General features: G+C 39.3%; 12 protein-coding genes and 1 pseudogene. 3 read left to right on the plus strand and 10 right to left on the minus strand.

Annotated features, from left to right (window positions below; translation table 11 throughout):
- Nucleotides 1-144 precede the first annotated feature (144 nt).
- The 4 genes from mutT to BRLA_RS17810 form a co-directional block, all read right to left on the minus strand.
- On the minus strand, nt 145-552 hold the full coding sequence (gene mutT / locus BRLA_RS17795) for an 8-oxo-dGTP diphosphatase MutT (RefSeq protein WP_003336485.1): 408 nt from the start codon (nt 550-552) through the stop codon (nt 145-147).
- 15 nt (nt 553-567) lie between these two features.
- Nucleotides 568-3822 carry a DUF3427 domain-containing protein gene (locus BRLA_RS17800; protein ID WP_003336483.1) on the minus strand — a complete coding sequence of 1085 codons (3255 nt, stop codon included), beginning with the start codon at nt 3820-3822 and terminating at the stop codon, nt 568-570.
- A gap of 183 nt (nt 3823-4005) precedes the next feature.
- Nucleotides 4006-4635, minus strand: coding sequence for an HXXEE domain-containing protein (locus BRLA_RS17805; protein ID WP_003336482.1), 630 nt, complete (start codon nt 4633-4635; stop codon nt 4006-4008).
- A 21-nt stretch (nt 4636-4656) separates the two neighbouring features.
- Nucleotides 4657-5247, minus strand: a complete 591-nt coding sequence (locus BRLA_RS17810) for a TetR/AcrR family transcriptional regulator (protein WP_003336481.1) — start codon at nt 5245-5247, stop codon at nt 4657-4659.
- A gap of 511 nt (nt 5248-5758) precedes the next feature.
- Between BRLA_RS17810 and BRLA_RS17815 the strand changes: the two genes are divergently transcribed.
- From BRLA_RS17815 to BRLA_RS24840, 3 genes and pseudogenes are all read left to right on the plus strand, one after another.
- A complete protein-coding gene (locus BRLA_RS17815; protein ID WP_003336480.1) occupies nt 5759-7237 on the plus strand; it encodes an Lsa family ABC-F type ribosomal protection protein in 1479 nt (492 codons plus the stop codon).
- A gap of 238 nt (nt 7238-7475) precedes the next feature.
- Nucleotides 7476-8186, plus strand: a complete 711-nt coding sequence (locus BRLA_RS17820; protein WP_003336479.1) for a DJ-1/PfpI family protein — start codon at nt 7476-7478, stop codon at nt 8184-8186.
- 153 nt (nt 8187-8339) lie between these two features.
- Nucleotides 8340-8576, plus strand: a pseudogene (locus tag BRLA_RS24840) (hypothetical protein); the annotation flags it as partial.
- An 81-nt stretch (nt 8577-8657) separates the two neighbouring features.
- Here BRLA_RS24840 and BRLA_RS17825 read toward each other — a convergent pair.
- From BRLA_RS17825 to BRLA_RS17850, 6 genes are all read right to left on the minus strand, one after another.
- Entirely contained in the window at nt 8658-9479 is an 822-nt protein-coding gene (locus BRLA_RS17825) for an alpha/beta hydrolase (protein WP_003336477.1), read from the minus strand.
- A 116-nt stretch (nt 9480-9595) separates the two neighbouring features.
- Nucleotides 9596-11233, minus strand: a complete 1638-nt coding sequence (locus tag BRLA_RS17830; RefSeq protein ID WP_041752335.1) for an AraC family transcriptional regulator — start codon at nt 11231-11233, stop codon at nt 9596-9598.
- 366 nt (nt 11234-11599) lie between these two features.
- Nucleotides 11600-12076 carry a hypothetical protein gene (locus BRLA_RS17835; RefSeq protein ID WP_003336472.1) on the minus strand — a complete coding sequence of 159 codons (477 nt, stop codon included), beginning with the start codon at nt 12074-12076 and terminating at the stop codon, nt 11600-11602.
- A 408-nt stretch (nt 12077-12484) separates the two neighbouring features.
- Nucleotides 12485-12772 (minus strand): hypothetical protein, encoded by a 288-nt coding sequence (locus BRLA_RS17840; RefSeq protein WP_003336471.1) that lies wholly within the window; start codon nt 12770-12772, stop codon nt 12485-12487.
- Between the two features lie 11 nt (nt 12773-12783).
- Nucleotides 12784-14421 (minus strand): SWIM zinc finger family protein, encoded by a 1638-nt coding sequence (locus BRLA_RS17845; protein ID WP_041752672.1) that lies wholly within the window; start codon nt 14419-14421, stop codon nt 12784-12786.
- Between the two features lie 69 nt (nt 14422-14490).
- Nucleotides 14491-18042, minus strand: a complete 3552-nt coding sequence (locus BRLA_RS17850) for a DUF4132 domain-containing protein (protein WP_003336469.1) — start codon at nt 18040-18042, stop codon at nt 14491-14493.
- Nucleotides 18043-18045 lie beyond the last annotated feature (3 nt).

Consider the following 18045-nt stretch of genomic DNA (forward strand, 5'->3'; position numbering starts at 1 on the left):
AAATTAGGAAAAGATGTTCCACGAAAATATTTTTTACAGTGGGGCGGGGGAGTAGAGAATTTGATAAATGAAGGATAGGGATATGGATACAAGTAAAAACCCGAGCCACGGACATATGGTCTATCCGTTACTCGGGTCATGTTTTTAGCGAAACTGTAATATATGTTCTTTTGAGAGTTTCTCTATTGTTGGCAAATCGGCTGGTGCCCATTCTAGTGAGTGTAGTTCGTTAGCCGTTATCCATCTTAACTCTTCATGCTCACTAGCCATTGGTTCACCACTCACTACCTTAGCAAAGTATGTAATTAGTCTTACCTTTACAGTAGGATACTCGTACACTGAATCACTTATCAATTCTCCCACTTCGATCTGACATCCCAATTCTTCTTCGATCTCCCGGATAAGGGACTCTTGAGGCTTCTCACCTTTTTCAATCTTCCCTCCCGGAAATTCCCACATCCCCGGTAATGACATCTGTTGGGAGCGTAGAGCACTCAAGATTTTTTGATTATCATTTATAATTACAGCTCCTACTACATCTACCTGCTTCATAACGTCCTCCTTCGTTTAACGAACCAGATCAAGATACAAATCATCTGGTAGAGCGTTGTGTAATTTCCATGTGATATTCATAGGATTGTCGCCCACACTGCTTACATAATCTAATTCTCCTAAATATGTAAATGGAAGGGTTTTCCCATGCATTTCCTTAAATTTGCGCACAAACAAATGAATGTGAATATCTCTTTCACGATGATTAACATAATCCTGCCCTCTATTAGTATGATGAGAGTTTTGATTAGCACTTTGCCAGTGAAAATGATTTTTGTCCATGAAATAATCATGGTATAGCAGATGTTCTGCTGTATTCTTGACATCCTTTTTTAGTGTGACGAAAAATATATAGTGGTTGTCTACACGATAAATCCCTTCACGCCATGAACCCTCTTTGGCTTTAGCCTGAAATAGATACATCAGATCGTTTCTTGTGTAATTTTGATACAATTGAACCTTTTGTTCTCCATTCAGAAAAGCACTAGTATTATAGGTTCTTCTAAATTCTGTTATCCCGTATTCTATTCTTGCTTTCAGATAGGCTTTCCATTTTTTATCCTCCCAAATATTTTTTACATCTAATGAATAAATAAATTCATTGTTTATAAAGTTACCAAAAGCCCATTTTTGTTTTTTATAAGAGCTTGCTAGGCGTTCCATAGCTCGCACAATATGAGCTTCATGGTACCCTTCCTTCATATTGATCCCAAATTTGTCTGTAAGAAACGTAATCACATCTGCTGAAGTTACTTTATGTAGGGTGGTTATTAATGATAGCACAGCAAACTCATATGGCCATTTGATTGGAAGAGCCTGTTCTAGTCGCTGTACCATTTCTAGCACCATAGGGTGAGCTAAAAGATCCTGATCAAAAGAATTCGTATCCTTCATCTTTTTCTTCGTCTCCACCCAAGAACCATATTTCTGGATAAAATAATGTAAGCTTGGAGCAACAGCCGAGTATAAGAAGTCCTCAATTTCTGGAGAATACCCCAGCTCTTGTTGAAACTCTTTATATAATCCAGTTAGCATCTGATGGTCGTTCATCCGAATAAGATTAATTTTGTCTAATATTTTTTGCCTTGATATCTCTTCCAATTCAACAAAGCACCCATCTGGTAACTGAGCAAAATCTGTTTCTACAATCACTCGTAAGGCATCTCGATCAAACGCTTTGTGATTTTTTTGTCCAGACAAAGCTAATGGAACAATAAAAGAACGTTGATTATTACCAATGAAATCTAAAATGGTTACAAACTCTTTTTCCTTTGATTTACGTAAACCACGACCTAATTGCTGAATAAAAACCGTAGCAGACTCTGTTGGCCTTAAAAATAACACCAAATTTAAAGAGGGTATATCAATGCCTTCGTTAAATATATTCACAGTAAAAATAAATTCTAATGGATCGGTAGAGCTCTCTAGGCTTTCGATCATTTCTCTGCGCACAACGGGATCATCCTCCCCCGTTAAACATCTCGCACAATATCCTCGCATCGTAAATTGATCAGCCATATATCTAGCATGTTCGACAGTTGCACAGAATCCAAGAGCTCTTCTCTTCCGTCCATCATAGCCAAACTTCTCAATCATCTCAAGAATGTAATCAACACGTTCATTGGTTTTTAAGGCTTTTAATAAAGCACCTTCATCAAATTGACCATTTTGAAGAATAACTTTATCATAGTCCACCGTATCTCCCAATCCAAAATAATGAAACGGAGCTAATAATCCAGCCTCCAATGCTTGGTGTAATCTAATTTCATACACCACATTATTGTCACATAATGCTAGTACATCTCTCCCATCCATACGTTCAGGAGTAGCCGTAACACCTAGTAAGAACGCTGGTGTGAAATAGTCAATAATTTTGCGGTATGTCTCCGCCTCGGCATGATGAAACTCATCTACGACAATATAGTCGAAATAAGCTGGATCAAACCTTTTAAGCGAATCCTCTCGGTGTAGAGTCTGAACAGTAGAAAACAAATATGGTTTGTCCCACTCTTTTTCGTGACCTGTCACCTTGCCAATTTGCTCCTCTGAACCCAAGACAGCCACGAATGTTTTCTTGGCATTTTCAAGTAATTCGTCCCGATGTGCAAGAAATAATACTGTCTTAGCCCCCATCTGGACAGCATCAAAGGCAGACAAATAGGTTTTACCCGTACCTGTAGCCGCTATGACTATACCTTTTTTATTCCCTCTCTCTCGCGTTTCTTTTAATGCATCAAGAGCTGACTTTTGCATGGAGTTAGGAATAAGAGCCGTTTCATTATTTTTTTCAAAATAACCAGATTGAGTTTCAGCAACCCTAATTTCTAAGGGTTTAAACGAATCTATTCTTTCTATCTTCCTTTGATTTTGCTTACGTTCATATTCATCTATCATCTCTGGAGTGATATCAACCGCTCTTTGGTCATTCCACAGTTCTAAGAATAATTGTGATGCATTTTTATAGATCGGGATATGTGGGGCGTCAGGGAGTTTCACATTCCATTCAAACCCTTTTTGGATGGCTGAATGAGATAAATTAGATGATCCAATAATGACACTATTTAACTGTGAATTACGGGTAAATAAATACGCTTTTGTATGAAAAGATGTATGGCCTGAATCAAAGATCTTTACCTGTACATTTTCAATCTCTAATAATCTACGCAGCGCCTTTGGTTCAGTAATATTCATATACGTAGAAGTCAAAATGTTAATTTGCTTACCTTTTCTCCTCAATTCGTCAAAAGAGCTAAGCAAAAGCTGTAGTCCTGACCAACGAATAAAACTTACCATAAAGGACACGCTGTCAGCAGTTATGAGTTCTGTTCGTAGTATATTAAAGAAATTCTGACCTCTATTATTTTGGTTAGTTACAAGATGAGGAACACTAAAGAATAGCTCTGGATAAATGAGCGGAATATGTTTCTCATCATCACCGTAACGATAATGAATACTAGATAATGGTCTAGCTAGATCATATGGAAATATGTTATGTATGGTATCAATCTGTAAATCTTTTTCTTTACATGCACTGTCACTGAGATTTCCTGTTTGTAACTTTTTTTCTAAATTCATAACTAACTGAAGCATCTCTTCATACTGCTCTTTTTCTGCTAATTTGGTAAGGGTATCCCCCACTTTTTTTGATAGATGGTTAGTAAGTGCGTTTACATACTCGTTTGGTGCAATTGGGTAAATTCTATGATTATTAGGATAGGCCGTCTTCTGTACATATAGTTTTTCTTCATAAAAACCATGTTTCTCCGCCATTTTTTATAAACCTCTCTTTTTGGGATTTCTTTCCCTCCTAATAAGTTTACAATAATTGAACGTAATAGATAAGATATTCCATAAAAACAAAAAGCACCGACCTAAATGCCAGTGCTTAACATCGTTCTTTCCTTATGTACCATATATCTTCTATAGAGCCACCCAGTCCCTATTCTCCCCTAACTATATCCCCTTACCATAAGGCCTCATCTGCTGCTTAGAAAAGCTATACCGCGCCCCTTTATCCTTCAACCACATATTACCTTTAATAATCAGAACATACACAGCGACGATAAAATAAATCGTACCAGCTACCCAATCAACTGTAGTCACTAAGCTATGACTAACAATATGATCGATATACCAGCATCCAATCGGAATGTGAAGCAAGATAACAGCAAACAAGCCCGGATTATACAGTGTTTTTCCTTTTATATTGGCAAAAATGCCGTGCCAGATAAATTGAAAGAAGCCCATCAGAATAGGAGCAAGACCAAGCCAAATCACATCTGGAAATAGCACTGGGAGCAGATAAAAAACATAAGCGATAACTAGATTGATGATCATAGCCGATTGAGGGTTTAATGGATAGCGTTGCGGATATTCACTCTTAAAAATCAGCACATTGAACAATCCTCCGAAATATCCTGGCCAGCGATATTCTTCAAATTGGTGGAGAAGAATTGCCACAAAGCTAAGCCATAAAATAGCGCGTATTTCCGTGATATTCTGCCATTCCACATACAAAGAAAGCCCGACGATCAGAGCAACAGCTATACCTAAATCCTGCCAATATTTCCGTAAGAAGTTCATATCTACTTCTCCTCTATTCTCTTATTTGCAAGAAAAATAGTGATCAAATAGGAATTTCACTTGCTCTTCGATTGGCGCAAAGGTTACCCCTGCTCCTGATACCAGTATTGGCTTCATTAACGCCGGCAAAAAGATTGCACCAAATAGCTGCGTCGTCATCATCATTAATTGATTTGGGTCGCTTTCCTGCGTGATCTCTTGTAATGTCGCCAGAACCTTTTGAAAGCCCATTGTTTGTAGAAATTCTCCATATTCCTGCTGTGAAGCAAACGGTGCAGTCCCCATCGCAATAATCCTTGATACAAGCTCTGGGTATTGCAAGATGACTCGAACGTAATGGATGAGGAAGGATTGTAAACGGTCCTTTGGTGATAAGCTGAGGTCATCTAAAATAGTAAAGGTATCTTGAAAGCTGTTTAGCAGAACTTTAATAGTCTCGCTTATCAGTCTTTCTTTTGATCCAAAATAGTAATTAATAAGCGCGATATTGGTTTCTGATTTCGTTGCAATTTTCCTGATGGTCACACTCTCAAAGCCCTCTTTTTTAATCAATTCCAATGTTGTTTTAAGAATTTTTTCTTTGGTGCCCTGATTTGTTTCAGAATATGTCATTTTCTACCTCCTCATCACGGTTTTTAACAAGGATTTTAAACATCGTTTTAAACATTGTTTAATAGAATGATAGCACCGTTCTATCGGTAAATCAATGCGTTTTTTGTTCTCTGAAAATAAATAGCTAAAACGTATCCCTCTCCCAACACGCCTTGCGGTACTACATAGCGGAAGTCGGACTACAGGACTACATGTCGAGTATTGGTAACCTCGCTTGTCCGGAATTTAATATGTTGAAATCAAAAAACGAGTATGATAAGATACGTGTAAAATTAATGATTGGAGTTGAAAACATGGAGTAATTTTTCTTGCGAATATATAAATTAATAAAACTACAAAAGCGATATTTTTCGTATGTTTTATTCTTTATATGCAAGAAGGTTACTACATCTTTCACTCAAGCAATATATCCTTATCTGACTCCATCGCGGGTTGGATTTGCTGTATTTATTTGAGCTACAAGAAAGTAACTTTCTTGTAGCTTTTATTTTTTTATACAGGAGGATATCTTATGTCATTAATCAATGTTACAAACTTGACGTTTGCCTATGATGGCAGTTTCGATAACATATTTGAAAACGTAAGCTTCCAAATCGATACGGATTGGAAATTGGGATTTACCGGAAGAAACGGCAAAGGGAAGACAACATTTCTTAACCTATTGCTTGGTAAATATGAATACAGCGGAAATATTTCTGCTACGGTCAGCTTTGAATATTTTCCTTTCCCTGTCGAAAATAAGGCAAATAATACCCTTGATGTAATCAGCGACATTGATCCAGACTATGTTCACTGGAAATTGATGCGTGAGCTTTCATTGCTACAGGTTTCTGAGGATGTTTTATATCGCCCCTTTGATTCATTGTCCAACGGGGAGCAAACGAAAGTGCTGTTAGCTACATTATTTCTCAAGGAAAATCATTTTTTGTTAATTGATGAACCAACCAATCATCTCGACATGCATGCAAGAAAACTTGTCAGTGATTATCTCAAAACTAAAAGCGGATTTATTCTTGTCTCTCACGACAGGTCATTCCTTGATAACTGTGTAGATCATATCCTTTCAATCAATAGAACCAACATCGAAATACAAAAAGGCAATTTCTCCGATTGGTGGGAAAATAAGCAGAGACAAGATAACTTCGAGCTTGCAGAGAACGAACGGCTAAAAAAAGATATTAAACGCTTGTCGGATTCTGCTAAACGAACGAGCAACTGGTCGCACGAAGTGGAAAAAACGAAAAATGGCACAAGAAATTCCGGTTCCAAGGTAGATAAAGGGTATATTGGTCACAAGGCCGCTAAAATGATGAAACGCTCGAAAACAATTGAGCAGAGACAGCAATCTGCTATTGAGGAAAGGTCTAAGCTCCTTAAAAACATCGAAAACGCTGAAAGCTTAAAAATTTCACAGCTTGCTTTTCATAAAAACCAGCTTGCTGAACTTAAAAATGTTTCCATTTATTATGGGGAGAAAATGGTCTGCACGGATATAAGCTTTACAATTGAGCAAGGGGAGCGAATAGCGCTTTGTGGTAAAAACGGCTCTGGAAAATCAAGTATTATCAAGCTTATTTGCGGTGAGCATCTCAACTTTACGGGGACTTTTGACAAGGGCAGTCAGCTCAAAATATCCTATGTTTCACAAGACACCTCCCATTTACAGGGAAATTTAACGGACTACGCTAGAAACAATGGGATTGATGAAAGCCTGTTTAAATCTATTTTAAGAAAACTTGGTTTTTCCAGAGTTCAATTTGAAAAGGATATTTCAGCTTTTAGCGGCGGTCAAAAAAAGAAAGTGCTGATTGCAAAAAGTCTTTGTGAGAAAGTGCATTTGTATATTTGGGATGAGCCGCTTAATTTTATCGATGTGATTTCCCGCATGCAAATTGAAGAGCTATTGCTTGAATACGCTCCAACCATCCTGTTTGTGGAGCATGACAGGGAATTTTGCAAAAATATCGCTACAAAGCATGTTCAACTTTAAGCCTTTCATCTAAGGCTTGATTTTTCTCAAACATTTTTTCCCTTATAAAAAGAACCCCGACAGTTGTTGGGGTTCGAAACGCACCAACTGTCTATACAGACAAAGCATGTGTTTTTTATAAATATTCAAATTGCAATTTTCATAATTTTCTAGCCCTTATTAGTCATGCTTACGTTTGTAGATTTGGGATATTATTTTTGCGAAAGAAATAATTCCCAATAAAAAGGAGCTGAGTAAATTGAAAAAATTGTGTAGTTATATCCTCATGGTAGCAATGTTCCTTGCCACTTTTGGTACAAGTGCATGGGGACAATCATCCGTACCCGATTCTCCCAAGTCTTCAGAAGGAAAATCAGAAAAAAACGAGTGGACGGTAGGAATTTTGCTGTACAACGATGTGGAAGTATTGGATTTTGCAGGTCCTTTCGAAGTTTTTGCTGTTGCCGAACAGGATACGTCAGGTAAGCCTTTTCATGTTAAAACCGTTTCAGAGGATGGAAAAATGATTACAGCACGAAATGGATTGAAGGTTCAGCCTGATTACAGCTTTGACAATGCTCCCTCCTTTGACATTCTCATCGTTCCAGGAGGACCTGGCAGCCGTACGGAAATGTATAACAAACACATTATCAAATGGGTGCAAGAGCGAATGAAAACCGTTGATATTATGGCTTCCGTATGCACAGGAGCATTAATTCTAGCAGAAGCAGAATTGCTAAATGGCAAAACAGTGACCACCCATTGGAATTCATATGATCGACTTGAAAAAGATTATCCGAAGCTAAAGGTGAAGAGGGACGTAAAATTTGTGGATGAAGGAAAAATCGTAACATCAGGGGGCATTTCCGCTGGCATTAACATGTCATTTTACTTAGTCAAACGATTACTAGGAAAAGAAACCGCCGAAAAGACAGCGAAACAGATGGAGTACGACATTGTCATAGAGTAAATTCGCTAGATTCCATACTACAAAATGAACGTCATCTGTCCTTCGTATCATCACAAGAACGCTTGGAATTGATGGAGCAATGTCTTCAAGAAAAAACCCAAAGCTATCTCACTTTCTACGTGTAGGCCACCCTTTTATAAAAGGCGCATCGGAGCTTTTATTTTCTGGGGAACCGAACCGGATGGATCAGGCTTGCAATGTGAAGTGGAAATGGAGGGGGAGGTCCAGCAGGTCCGAAGTCCAGCCTCTATATTTATACCAGCCGGCTTACAGCATACGTATAAATAAGTATCTGGCAGCGGTACCTATACCAATATTGTCTTGGCTCCAGAGTACAATGCCAGTTTAGAAATGACAAAACCACTAGCACCAGCATTCGTAACTTCATAAACACAATAACAAAAACGCATGCACCTGTCTGTTAGAACAAAGCATGCGTTTTTGTTATATGTACCTTTTCACACGATGCGATTATTTCCAAGCCAATGCAGATCGAATAACGAGTCCGATGTATGGGAGAAGAACGGATAGATGGCCCTCATCATCAAAGCAACGATATTGAACCTGCAAGCCAGGAATGTTACTGGAGGATAGACGTTCGTACATCTCTTTGGCATCCACGACCATCTCAGCCTTTTCCTCACTGCCTATCCCTATCAAAAGACTAGTTTGCATAGGCTCTGCTGTTGATTCCTTCGCTTCCTTAGCAAAACGTTCTGCTAATGGAAACAGAAATTGATTTTTCCACCAAATAGATGGACTTCCGGCAGCATAAACCTGAAAAGCCTGACGCTTTGTAAACATCGTATATAATGTAAACAGTCCGCCCAAGGAATGACCAAATAACGTCTGACGATTACGGTCAATGGAAATCTCCTGTTCAATCAACGGCTTCAACTCTTCTTCAATGAATGTCAAAAATACATCTGCTCCGCCAGTTGTCGGCCATTCAGAGCCGTCCTTGCGATTAGGGAGCTCTGTTTTATCAGCATACACGGTGTAATCATAAAACCGTCGATTCGTTTCAAAGGGTTGGTCAGTATCATATCCAATACCAACTACTACTGCTGGCTCCAGCATGTGCGGTCCACGCGTCTGTAGGCGAACAGTCTCCGCCATCGAGCCAAACGCTGAATTTGCATCCAGCATATATATAACCGGAAAACCAGTCTCGGGTGCTGGTACTTCTGGTTTGTACACCATAATTCGGTATGATGCACCACGATTGCTTATTACTGTCCATTGCTCTGCCCCCGGAATGGCGAAGGCTGAACGTTTTTCTGTTTGTTTCATCGCCAAATTCACCCTCTCCTCACCGCTGCCTGCACAAATTACCCAACTGATAACCATTATCAACATTGATCATAGCGAATTAGCCATCGCAGTACCATAGACAATATCCAGAACAATTATGGACGATTTACAGCTAATAGCTCCGTAAGATGATCAAGCATTCGGAGATGGGCATGCGGGGAATATTCCAACCACGGATCAGAAGTAAGCATATGAATTCTGTTCTGCTGAACGGCTGACATGGTTTGCCACTGCGGTTCATTTTGGATTTTTTCCCAGATAGCCAATGTTTCGCTTTCCTGACGAATCATCATGAAAAGGCGATCAGCATTCAATGCTTTCAGCTCCTTTATAGAAATGGGCTTAGTAGCATCTAATGCTTTATTCACACTAACTGGTTTCAATTGCAAATCATCAAACAGCAAGCCTGAGGTCCCACGATTATTTTGTATAAACATATTTTGCTGTACTAATCGGATTACAACAACCGATTCCTTCTCCAGCCCAGGCTGCAATCGCTCTTTTACCATTTGAAGTTTCCGATCGTATTCCTCAAGCCACTTCTCTGCTTGCCAAGACTCTCCCAAAAACTCCGCTAGAAGGCGAAACTGCTGACGCCATTCCATTTGCGACACAGAGAGATAGAACACGGGAGCTATTTTTTCTAAGGCCTGCTTTTCTATTTTCGGAAGATTATCATTGGCAATGATGACGTCTGCTGATATCTGCTTAAGCAGCTCTATATTTTCCTGCCAGTTCTGGTTTTGACGATACGCGCTGATATGAACAGGGATTTCATTGCGATATTCTCGATAATAATATTCCGTCCACTTGGGATGAAGTGGAGCAGCAAACGGCATAATATGTAGCGGTAATAAATAGCCTACATGCGCCGGGCTGTATGCCACCAGCTTTCGACGGCGACTTTTCATATAAACATTAGGTGAAACGCCTATCTCCTTCTTAAACTTACGGCTAAAATAGAATTCATCCGCGTAGCCTACCTGATGAGCGATATCGCGCAGCCTAGCATCTGATTGCGCCATCAGTCGCTTCGCTTGCTGTATTCGTAGCTTAGCAACATACTCCATCGCGCTTATCCCGTATTTTTTTTTGAACAAATCAACAAAATATTTCGGACTGATTTCGGCCACCTGTGCCAGCTTATCGATCGTTAATGAATCGGTATAGTGTTCCTCCATGTATTGCTTTACATATTCGAGTGCTGAATATGCGTTTTCCGGCTTCGTCCGACAATTCTGATTGATATAGAACAGGATTTCCTGAAAATCGATCTGACAACGAAAACGGCCTGTACGAGCTTTGCTTTGCCAACGACGATTCAAATCCTCACACATGGATGCCAATTTATCAGAAGGGTAAACAGAGATTTTCCCCTTATAAGGAAACAACTGTTCATCCTTGCTTATCGTCATACAGCTTACATGATTGGGCTCGTGCCTAAATACATCGAAATATAACACATAGAGCTCCATCTCCTCACTCAATGCGAGTGTTCCAAAGGTTTGTCCTGGTCTACATACGTACACTGAATTTTTATCCAGTTCCCATTGCTGATGATCCAGTACGAGCTGCACTTCTCCACTGGTCATGACAATAAGGGCATAGGAAAAAGCAAGTTGTTGCTTCAATTGGCAAAGAGCCCCACCCTTCACAGCCTCAATGGATCGAAGTCTGAAGGATAACTCATCAAGCATACATTTATCAGTGCTACGGCATATCCTGTTGTCCATCCTATGTACACCACCAATATCCATCATTTACCTACAGCTTTCCATGCATATACACTGATCATTGCGAAAAAGGCAGGTTTTATTTTTCATAACATCCACTTTACCAAATGAAGCTAGAATTTTCTATTTTAACAAATCATGCTGTTTGGCTTACCGCTAGATAGTAAAAATGATACCATTTTTCGTTTTCCAGAAAATATATTTTTTATTCAGACAGGAATTCATGGATGTTTACTTCTCAATAGCGAAAATCCAAAAAGGAATCTATAAAATTCAAGGGGATTCCCAAGGCAAGCTACCTAGGAATCCCCTTTAGGGTGTATGAAGAAAAGTGAACGCTTTCAATCTTAGCATGATCAGCAAAAATTACAGATCAATATCGAAAATCGTGATGCTAGCAAAATCAATCTGGAGCAATGTGTCAGCAGGTATAGGATTTGGTGAGGACAGTACCATCTGAATTTTATCCCCTTTATGAAAGAGTTGGGGTAATAAAGTGGAGGTTACATAAGTTGTATCGAGATGATTGGCATGAAAGCTTGTTTGAGATGGAATAATCGTGTCCCCATTTTGAAGTAACTCGAATGTAAGAAGAGAAGTAGGATTTGCTGGGGGAGGAGAAGAAATAGTAGAGATTTGTATGCTAAATTGCGTGAGATAAATTGCAGTCTTGATAATCGTAATGGTGTCGGTTGTTGGCTCAAATATAATGCCAAATGCATTTGAGGCGCTATTCAAATTGATGACTACAGGCACTATGTTAGCAGGACGAATCACTTGTGGAAGAAAGTCATTTGTAACATAAGTAATTTTTTCATCTGACCTACATATGTGTCCAGACATAACATTTACACCTCCTATCAATCCCTCTAGATATTGAATGATAAACGGAAATGAATTGTGTTAGGCGAATACCCATTCTTTAAAATGGTTATGTAGGAAGAATACTTGTTATACAGAAGTCAATAAAAAATTACTGATATTCAAGGAAGTCTTACCTCTTTTGAACAAGAGTATGTAAAAAACAAAGGAAGTATGCAGAATATCCAGAAATTGGGGCATAAATTTTATCAAAAACATAATAATGAATAACATCCTAGACAACATAGGGAAATGTACAGCATCCAAACGATTGGCTCGTTTTGCACAAAAAAAGTGCCCCTATTCATAGGTGCACCCGAAACATATCTGAACAGCTTTTCATGTATTTTACCCGACTCTGCGTTTTTTCAAAGCCTAAAAATCATTCTATTATAGAGAGGTATCTTTGTTAATAAACTCCATATACTGACAAAGATAAAAATAGCTTTCTGTTACATCCGCTATATCTGCTCTGCTACTCCGCACATATGCCCTCCCCTGCGCCTCTATTCTCTCTAGCAACTGTATCAAAAAGTTCATGTCCAATTGCCTTGCAGCCATGATAAATTGATTTACTTCCTGTATGTCTTGCTCGTTTATTTTCGCTAAACCCTTTAACAAAAGCCGTTCACTCCACGGATTTATTCGATCAACAAGCTGCTCCAGCGCATTCATCATGTATCACGCCCCTAAAAATCCAGCTTCAGATTGGTCACTGCCTCGCCTTTTAAAAAGCTGATTGGATAGATATGCTGTTCATAAACGTGAGCAAATATATAAAAATCACGAAGCTCTAAAAATTTCTTATCCTTCTCTAAAAAAGGAATCGTCTTTTCCCATTCCTGGTTATAGGGGATCGTCATCACAAGCTCATTGCCCTTCTGATCATTGACAGTAAAGATAAAATTTTGCGTTCCTTGTTCATAGGTCGAGCCGTTTACCTTGCTTACTTGTATGATAGCCAATTGCTCCTGTCTGCCCTGAAATAAAGCCATATGCTGATCTCTAGCGTGCCTTTCGTTCCAATTATGAATAAGGAAATCCCCCAAATCCACATTCTCAATGGATTCTCTTGATTTTAATGCTAACAGCGTTTCCTCACTTGAAGAGATGCGTTGCTCCCGATTTACTTTACATGCTCGTAGCTCAAGCTGAGATCGAGATAAATCATTCATCCTCCACTCTCTTCCCCAAGGAGATCTCTGCCCATACTGTTCTTTAAAGTGAAATTCGATTCCTTCATAATAAACAGGTCTCGAATCCGTATAGCTATATATCTTTTTATCATCTGTGCAGTAAAAGTAATAGGTAATCCCTTTATAGGAGGATCGGGTCGCCCACGGATTCGCTCCCAGCGCATATAGTCGCAATCTGGGAATTATGTAATATCTACTTTTAAAACGCCCAATTACCTGTCGTAGTTGCTCCTGACTTTGTTCTTTTTCTAAGGCAACCGTACGTAAATAGGTACTTGTTAGCTTTTCGAGAAATGCTTTTTGAGAAAAACGGATATGCCGCTGAAAAAACAGCGTTACTTGTCCATGGATATTTCTCATATCCTTTTCCAATTGTGCTAACTGCCCATTATGCGCTGCAATGGCTAAAACTTCTAATCTTGCACAAATCGTCTCAGGTAATTTAGCCAAGCCCAGACTAATGATTTCCGTTATGATCTGCTTGCTATCCTGCACCACGTCCAACGAGTAATTGATTTGTTTATTTGTTTGATACCACGAATCATCAATCACCTGATGTATTGCTCTATACCTAAGAATCGCTTCTAATCTATGAATACAGCTTTCTTTTTGTTTACAGCTACAAATGCTCTTCCGTATATCTGCCTCATCCATAAAAGAAACCTCTACGTCCTGCCAGCTCATTTTTATGGTAAGGAACGAACTCTCTCCTATCTCTAGCTCCTCTGCATAGGAAATCCGAAACAGAACCTCCTCCACCTGTGCTTCCGTAAACTGATCGTATATTTCACCCAAGGGCTTGGTAAAAAGCCACGAAAAATCGGCAGGCTTCGCTTCTACCTTCGTCTCATAATTTTGCTTATAGGATAAGAGAGCCATTATGATATGTTTACAGATTTTCTCTGAGGGACAGCTACAGACATGGCTATTCATATCAGCTTTTACATGACATACAATATCGTCTTCTAGCTTACAGACCACCTGATCAGCTTCAAACGTAAATGCCACCTGTAACCCTTTTTCCATATCCTTCACGGCACGATTATATAAGCCTTTGTTCGCATGCTTGATCAAAAATTCTTCTGTACAACGCGCTATAAGTTGCTCAAATTGAATTGAAAAATCTGTCATACGCACCTCTTTATTGAAAAATAGCTTCAGCACCGAGGTGAGATTTCTCCCACCTCAGTACGTAGCCTATTATTTTCCTGTAGCTCGCATGATATCGAAAATCGTTTCACTAAATAAACGCGGTGAAATAGTAGAAATCGGTAAGGGCTGGCACTTTTCATAGTAATAATAACGATCAAATTTATTAGTATAAAAAGCTAAGCTTTCTAAAGAAATATCATCCATGCCATCATAATAAGAAATACTAGCACCACTGAATTTTAGCTCTACAATCATATCCCCATATTCTTTATAGAACTCATGGTAGAAGCCTGCATCCTGTGCCATTCCTTTATACCAGCCATACTTCTCTATTGTTTTAGGAAAGGCAGTTGGTGAATATTCTTCTGCTGGCAGATCGGTAACTCTATTCGTTTTTAGATGTTCTTCGGTTGGAAAGTAAAGCTTTCGATCCAACTGAGGAAATGGCTGCTTCATTTCATAATCCTCAAGCTGTGTTTGCCATGCTTGCAGATCGTCTTTTGTAAGCTCGATTGGATGCACCAATCCAATAAGCGCATCTTCCTTGCATTCATACTCTTCTTCATCTACCGTATTGAAAGTACCATCTTCCATGTAACGGAAGGTATCTGTTAGTTTGCCATCCTCATACACACCCCAGATAAGACCAATCGCAAATTTTTGCATCATCACGTTTTCTACAAAGAGATTTTTCCAAGCTGTTGTGCTCCACAGCCTTTGTTTAGAGAGCGATTCTTCAAGTCGTAAGGATTGAATCGTAACGAGGTTTTTTACATCCTTCTTCAATTGGGCGAACTCCAATTTAGCTTGCTCAGCTAACGTAGCATCATCCTTTTGTGCAGGTGCAGGTAAATTTTTAACTACCTTTCCCGTTTCATCATTGGTTACATGTAATTGACGGTCATTATTTACTTTTACGGTAAACGTTCTCTGTCCGTAGCTAAAAATACGCTTTCCACGTTGATCGAAGCCTAGTGTCGTAACTAATCGATCCTCTAATTCCTCAGGCGTTATGTTTAAGTTGTGTGCTGCCATGGTTAGGGCTTCTGCCGCCGCTGCCTTCACCTGTCTATTTTTCACAGTCCGTTTCATCTGATCAATGGTCACAAACGCCACTATTTCTTGCATAAAGGACAGGGCTTTAACGGCATCTGATGCAAGTGCCCCTCGTCCTGCTTCCGCCCATACCTTGATCTGTTTGCTTAACTCATCTATGATTCTTCGATCTCCTAAAGAGGTGCATACAAACAAAACCCATTTTTCCTTAGCAGGGGCCTGATTAGCCAGCCATAGCGTGTATAATTCCATTGCAAAATCAGCTAATGAATGGGGAGCAGCATAGTCCTTCACCTTTAAAACATGAGGGTTGGGTGCTGTCGTAAAATCAACAGATTGTGTCAAAATGTATTCTTTTACTTCTGCATCTAGCTCCCTGCCTTCTTTATCTAGCAGTACTGGCAATTGTTCAATCACCAGCCATTTCAACCGTGCTAGCTTTCTTTTGTCTACTACGGTTCCAAATGTTGCATGTGCCTTATCTGGACTTTGGTTAGCAGCATCGATTACATTTTGCAGTAACGTTTTGAACTTAGCACTCGTCTCATTTGATAGTAGCTCCTGATAAATGCTTTGATAGTCCTCTACTCCGCGCAGGGCGTCTAAGGCCAGCTCTTTTAGCTTAGCTTTCTTTTCCGTTTGATAGATACGAATATACAGGTCTTTGTTTTTTATATTCGTAAACTCTGCTTGCGCTATGCTGCTTGCTTTTTTAGAAGTATCTTGCAGACCTAGCTGAATGGCTTGATAGTAGTAATCTTGGCTTAGCTCATTCTTTTTCTCAAAAATATTTTCTAAAATGGACGTTCTTGCTTCGGCACCTAATTGGCTATACAATTGTAGACTTTTTTCGATATTCCCTAAAACAATTCTTTGGTAAGAATCCTCTGACAGCTCGCTATAGTAATCAACTGAACCTTTATAATTAAGGATATGAAGTAAAAAACGATCAATATTCACCTGTGGATGATCCACATACGCAGCTATCCATTTCTCAGGGTCAAATGCTGATGAGGAGAACAGCATATGAATAAGGGACATGTTCTCTTGTTGGGTCCCATAATGACTGAGAAAAGCGACAAATCGTTCAATGATCGGATTCTCCACGGGTAGGAACGTGAATAAAAATAATTGATCCTTTATATCATAGGAATTAAATTTAGTAGCAGATGAAGCTGGTTGCGTAAATTCATCCAAGATTTCTTGCAGGGACATCTTTTCGGTAAGGTAGCGATAGAGCTTATGAGTTCTGTTATTTTCCTTGAGAGAAGCAAGCACCATATCATGTAATGTGATATTCTGATTTGACATATCAATCCCATGATCCTGAAGTGTCTTGAATATATATCCCTTCATTAACCAATCCGACACAAGTACCATCGCTCTTTTTGCTCTCTCGGTATTCACAAGGAATCTTTTTTCTACCGTCTGCCACTCCACTCGATAACCACGCATTTCCCTAATTGCGTAGATAATTAATTCATAGGGTTCTGTCAATGGTATAATCCCTTCAAGCATTTCATACAGGTCCGCTTCCTGCTCTCGATGCCCGGAAGATAAGGAATTGATTACATCAAGCGGGACAATTTCATAGAGCAAGGTCATTGCACCTAATAGCTTTCGATCTAGTTCATTTTGTTGCTCTAAGAAATTGGCTTTGCTGCCTCGTACATTTACTCGGTAGAGCAGAGCCGCCGGAACTAGCATTGCATATAGATTAAACTCAGAACGGCTGAGTGTTTTCTCTGGTTGAGACTCAGGAATCAGTTGAAGCTGCTTTTGAACAGCCTCTATCTTCTCCTTGTGGATTTGTTTATCCAAATAAATAGCAGATACACAATCTTTTTTCGCCAAGGTACTAGAAGCTAATGCTTTGATTGCTGTCGAAATCTCTTGCTGTAATCCCTCTACATTCTCAGTAAGCAGGTAGTACATAAAGGGTTGAATTTGCTCCTTCATCTCTTCAAGATAGCTGCTATCAATAAGAGACAGATAATGGAGGGTTAGCAACAGAGGAACAGCAGATTCTGTGACGGAATATGAGTTTTTTATACTTGATGTATAACTCTTCATGAGCGTGTCGACATAAAAGGAAATCGCTGCATCTCCTATATATTTCTTCGTATCACACAGTTGGCGGACGACGATCTGTTTTTGTTCCTCTACATCCTTGTTGGTTTGTGACAGCATGATCGTTTTCATAAAATTCTCAATGCAAATACGAAGTACATTACTTTTATGGCTTTCATTTGCACTCGTTTTAAAGAGGATAGCTGCTGCTCTAAAGAAGGCTTCGTCTGTCCCGTTTTTCCCCATCTTTTCTAGGTGAGACATGCAACCGTAGGCATATACTTTTGGATGGACGAGAATACTAGGAAACTTGTCCGACTCACCAGATACATAAGCAATGATCTGATTATACTGATTGGAGTCAATGGAATAGCTTTGTGGATTATGTCTGGAGTAATGTCCAGGGTAGTCTTTCACAAATTTATCAGCAAATTGAGTGATTAACGGATTACTTCCTACTTTTTTTAAAACCATCGA

The organism is Brevibacillus laterosporus LMG 15441, assembly GCF_000219535.2.
Taxonomy (GTDB): Bacteria; Bacillota; Bacilli; order Brevibacillales; family Brevibacillaceae; genus Brevibacillus_B; species Brevibacillus_B halotolerans.